The 4602-nt window shown below is 32.0% G+C and carries 5 protein-coding genes; all 5 read right to left on the bottom strand.

Going from position 1 to position 4602, the window contains the following annotated elements; translation table 11 throughout:
- Positions 1 to 33: 33 nt before the first annotated feature.
- The 5 genes from HMPREF2794_RS07160 to HMPREF2794_RS07140 are packed head-to-tail and all read right to left on the bottom strand — an operon-like array spanning position 34 to position 4541.
- Positions 34 to 708, bottom strand: a complete 675-nt coding sequence (locus tag HMPREF2794_RS07160) for a hypothetical protein (RefSeq protein ID WP_004295374.1) — start codon at positions 706 to 708, stop codon at positions 34 to 36.
- A 10-nt stretch (positions 709 to 718) separates the two neighbouring features.
- Positions 719 to 3559 carry a TraG/VirB4 family ATPase gene (locus HMPREF2794_RS07155; protein WP_005837455.1) on the bottom strand — a complete coding sequence of 947 codons (2841 nt, stop codon included), beginning with the start codon at positions 3557 to 3559 and terminating at the stop codon, positions 719 to 721.
- A 5-nt stretch (positions 3560 to 3564) separates the two neighbouring features.
- A complete protein-coding gene (locus HMPREF2794_RS07150) occupies positions 3565 to 3864 on the bottom strand; it encodes a hypothetical protein (protein ID WP_007856468.1) in 300 nt (99 codons plus the stop codon).
- Between the two features lies 1 nt (position 3865).
- Positions 3866 to 4180, bottom strand: a complete 315-nt coding sequence (locus HMPREF2794_RS07145; protein ID WP_005647303.1) for a DUF4134 domain-containing protein — start codon at positions 4178 to 4180, stop codon at positions 3866 to 3868.
- A 19-nt stretch (positions 4181 to 4199) separates the two neighbouring features.
- On the bottom strand, positions 4200 to 4541 hold the full coding sequence (locus tag HMPREF2794_RS07140) for a hypothetical protein (protein ID WP_005647301.1): 342 nt from the start codon (positions 4539 to 4541) through the stop codon (positions 4200 to 4202).
- Between the last annotated feature and the right edge of the window lie 61 nt (positions 4542 to 4602).

Genomic DNA, 4602 nt, shown 5'->3' with positions numbered 1-4602 from the left:
ATTAGGGAAAAAAATAAAAGCACTCTTTTCATATTATCTTTTAGGTTTTACTTTATAATTCTGTAATAAATCATCAACTAATTTTGAACGATTATCTTTGTATTTAAACACTCCCGGAGCTAATGTTTGTAATACTCCATTTCTTTTTGCTGTTTTCATCTGTCGGCATACAGCGTATGCTATACCTCTCATGTTTCTTAGTTCATTAATAACATACTTAAGCAAGTCTATTCTTTGCTTATTGTCCATAAGGTTTACATCTGTCCCGACAATAGCGACCTGATAAATGTATTGTGTCAAATCCGCAGTACGATTAACTAATTCTAGCTCTGTTTTTGCTGACACCAATAATAAAGCCGGGTCACCTACAGCAAGTTCAACCATTTGTTTTTGATATTTACCAATATCTGCTGCAATATCAGTACAGTAGATAATATCTTTTCCTGTTTTTATGATGGCTTCTACAGATTTTAGGCTATTATAAAATTTGCTTTGGAAAAATTCAATCTGAACCATTTTTTCACTGATTTGCTTTTGTATAAGGCTTATTTGAGCTTCATTCTCTTTCACTTTAGAGAAAGAAGTATGTTGCACCTTATGATTAGCTATAAGTGTTTCCATACAGGTTATATCCAAGACTGCCTTTTGTGAATATGCAACTTGGGTTAAAGTAGATGCTACCACTAAAATAAATAGGATTTTCTTCATGATATTATCTTTAACGGTTTGTAATCCTTTTGTATTTGTCTAGGATATACTTATATAATGGTTGTTCTCCTATGATGTTAAGTATATCTTTTAGGCTTCCTTCATCGGAGTGATACCCTAGTACCTTATTGACTTGTAAAACCCAATCCGTATTTTTTAATTTGGAAGATTTTAGGTCTATTATAAAATTATCCAATCCTGTTTGGAAACTATCATAAATGATATGATAATATCCAACAGCATCTTTTTCTATTCGTTCTGTAGTAAATGTGAAATATTCGTGCAGAGAAACCTCTACTCCAAATACATTTCCATAGTTTCCTCTTTTTATAAATACTTCATTAAACCGATTACGGTTTTCTTTATTGGGAAGTTGATTTATGGTAAATATTTGCTTTTGATTTACTTCCGTTAGGGATAAAAGATTTGCTATTTCTTGATATTTGTCTATAAATTTACTTTGGTCTAATAGGCATATAATATCGGAGTTGCTGATTATAGAGTTTTTGACTACAGGATTACTAATTATGTCTTCCAGTTCTTGAGTAACAACCATTGCCATACCCCAAAATTTACGAACCGTTTTATACAAATAGAGTATATAGCCAGCCATCATAGGGCTAGCTATGGCTTTCCATGCTTCTTCAATTATTAATGCCTTTCTGTTCTTTTTTAATCTCATTTTTTGAATAAAAACGTCCATAATAATTAAGGTTACTATTGGAAATAATTCAGGGTCATCTTTAATTGCATCAATTTCAAAAACTATAAAGGGTTCTTCAAAAAGGGAAGTATCAAAATCCTCATTAAGAGTTTTTTCTAACTGTCCTCCTTTATAGAATTTTTTTAATAGAAACTTATAGTTAGTAATATCAAAATCAATTTTGTTCTCTTTGCAAATGATAGGTATAATGCGTAGGGAAAATTCGTAGAATGAGTTAAAAGATAGGCTTTCAACTTTTATTTCTTTCAATATATCTTCTTTCTTCTGGATTCGTCTTTCTATTATAGAAAGTAATCTAGTTTCAGGATTATCAAGCTCTTGGCGTGTAAATCCTTTTTCGATGAGAATGTTTTGTATCGCTTTTTCTGCGTTGGTTTTTTCTCCGCCTTCTCCTTTTTCTACTAGTTGCTGTAATTTCTCTATTTTTTCGGAAAGTATCTTGCGTTCTTCTTTTTCCCTTTCGTTTTCAAATTCTTCTTCATTGACTTGAAATTCGAGTAGTAAATTTTCACGTATGGCTTCTTTTTCCGCATCTGAATAACCATTAAAAGGATGAAAGTAGAAAGAATAGTATTTTTCTATGGTAATATCCATAATTTCTTCTTCTTGCTTTTTGACCTCACCATTTGCACCTTTCCATATCAGGAAAATTAATGATTTAAGAAAGTTTTTCTTTTCTACATTATACTCTTCTTCAGTAATTCGGAAAGGATTCATAGATATTGGCTTGCTTTCAGAATAAGTAATGTATTTGCCATGATAGTATTCGCACATTCCTGAATAACTATGCCCTGTATCTACCAATACAATATCAGTATTATCTAAAACCCATTGTCTTACTTTGGAGTTGACATAGAAAGACTTACCAGAACCACTTGGACCTAAAACAAAGAAGTTAGAGTTATTTGTATATTTTTTCTCACCTTCTTTTCCGGACATATCTATTCCAACAGGCAATCCTTGTCTGTCAGTAAAATAAGTAAGAAAAGGACTGTTTTCTGTTACTTGTAATTTTTCTTTGAATAAAAGACAAATTGCAGCATCGGAAGTTGTTAGAAATTTGTCATAACTGTTTAGGTTGATTGCGTTTCCCGGCAGTGCACATTCAAATAATTCTAATTGGTTGAAACATTGTTTATTCACAATAATACCACAATCAAAAAGAGATGTTTCAACATAGTTGACAGCCTTACTAATATCATCAAGACCAGCAAGAATGATATTATAATGTGCATATACAAGCATTTGCCCTTCTCTGGCAATATCCGACTGCACTCGTTCTATATCTTCTACACATAAATCATTTGCAGGGTCAGGCATTCCTTTATGTTTTTTCTTTTTGCCTTCTAATTTGTTTGCTTCGTTTCGTTGGTCTGGAATATTTATTACTTGATTATAGATAATTGTGTCTATACTTGGCGTCTCATGCAAAAAAGAAAGTAAGTCAACAGGAAACCTTAGCCCAATATTGACCTCTTTATATGGTTTTATAACAGAAGGGAAATTAACTTCGTCAATATCTACAAGAGAAATGCACTGTACGTTTTTTTCTCCTATTATAAGATTTTCTTCTCTCGCTTTGATGTTTTTTAGGCTTACTGTTTGCTGATTGAAATTGATAGATAGAAATCTTTTTATATATATTTCTATTTCATTTTCATTTAATAGTTTAGCCCTTATTCCTCTGTTAGCGAATAGTCCTAATACTTTTGTGATGTTTCTAATAAAAGTATCAAACCTTCGGGGGTCAAAAGAAAAGAATTTAGACCTTTCTACTTCTCCTGTAATAACAAGATAAGTAGAAATATCAGTATATATTCGTCCCTTAAAATGTTCAAAATAACGATTTGATAAATAGTCGTTCTTCCTATTCTGGGGTGGTAAAAATGATTTTTTACATAGAATATCCTGTTTTTGTATTGTATATCCGGTTCCTAATACTTTGAGGATATTAGTAAATAAGTGGTGAAAATCATAGTAAGCATCCATATCTGCTGAATACTGTATTATAGGATTTTCACATTTAATGATAACAGAATAGTCGCCCCTTCGGTTATAGAATATAGGAGTATTGTCTATTGTTTCAATACCAATATAAGGAGCTTCAAATTCACTTTTCTTTTTCATAAGCTTTATTTTTTTCTATCTCTTACAAAAGTGCGTGATACTATATATATGCCTTTTCGTTTATCTTTCCTGTGAAGCCCTTTTCTTTGTAATTGCGATGTTATTCCTAACCCTCCAAACATAACTATTACAAGAGTTATACCTCCCCACATAAAAGAAGCCAGAGTAGAAACAATAGCACATAAAAGTAAAGCACTAATAATACAAGCTCCACCGATATATATGAACTTGCCTTTAAATCCTTTGAAAATAAGGGGCTTTTGCAGCCCCTTATACACATTGTAACTTGGATACTCTTTCGACATATTAGATTCCGAAGAATGCTTTTACGACAACACCTGATACAACTAGAAAGATACATGACCCCATCCAGCCCATAACAGCCTTTTGTACATCTTGGTCACCAGAGTTCCATTTTAAATAAACTCGCACTGCTCCAACTAATCCTACTAGACCTCCTAGTATCATCATCATGTTTCCTAGGGGGTCCATGTAGGTTGCAAGTTCAGAACTGGCTGCATCAATTCCGGCAGCACCTTGTGCAAAAGTGTTAGTTACTACCATTGTGCTAATGGCTAAAGCGAATGCTCTTTGAGCGATTTTTGAAAAAAACTTTTTCATTTGAATAAAATTTGGTTGTTTATTTATTAAAATTTACGTGTGAAAACATACTTTTCCCTTTAGCAAGAAGTTGTTCCATTGGAATACCTTGTGTTTCAACATCCATTTCAATAGATTCATTTACAGATACATAATTTTGTTCAGATTCTTTTTTTTCATCCTCTTTTTCGTATGAGCCTGTTTCAAAATCTTCATCTACAACTTTGTGAGGTATTTCTTCTTCCTCTCCTATTGAAATAATTTCTTCTTCTTCACCTGTATTGGTTTTGCTTTGCTTTAGGAAAGCATCATACAGGATGTTTGCAGCGTAGTAAACTACATAAATGGCAAATACAGCCATGATAAATTGTGAATAACTCATATTCTTAAATTTAAAAGTTTCATTAATCGACCCTTTTTCTGTACTTTTGATTTATAATAGT

The sequence above is a fragment of the Bacteroides sp. HMSC067B03 genome (genome assembly GCF_001811315.1).
Lineage (GTDB): Bacteria > Bacteroidota > Bacteroidia > Bacteroidales > Bacteroidaceae > Bacteroides > Bacteroides faecis.
Note: the sequence above shows the minus strand (reverse complement) of the source record. Positions and strands in the feature narration are given on the sequence as shown.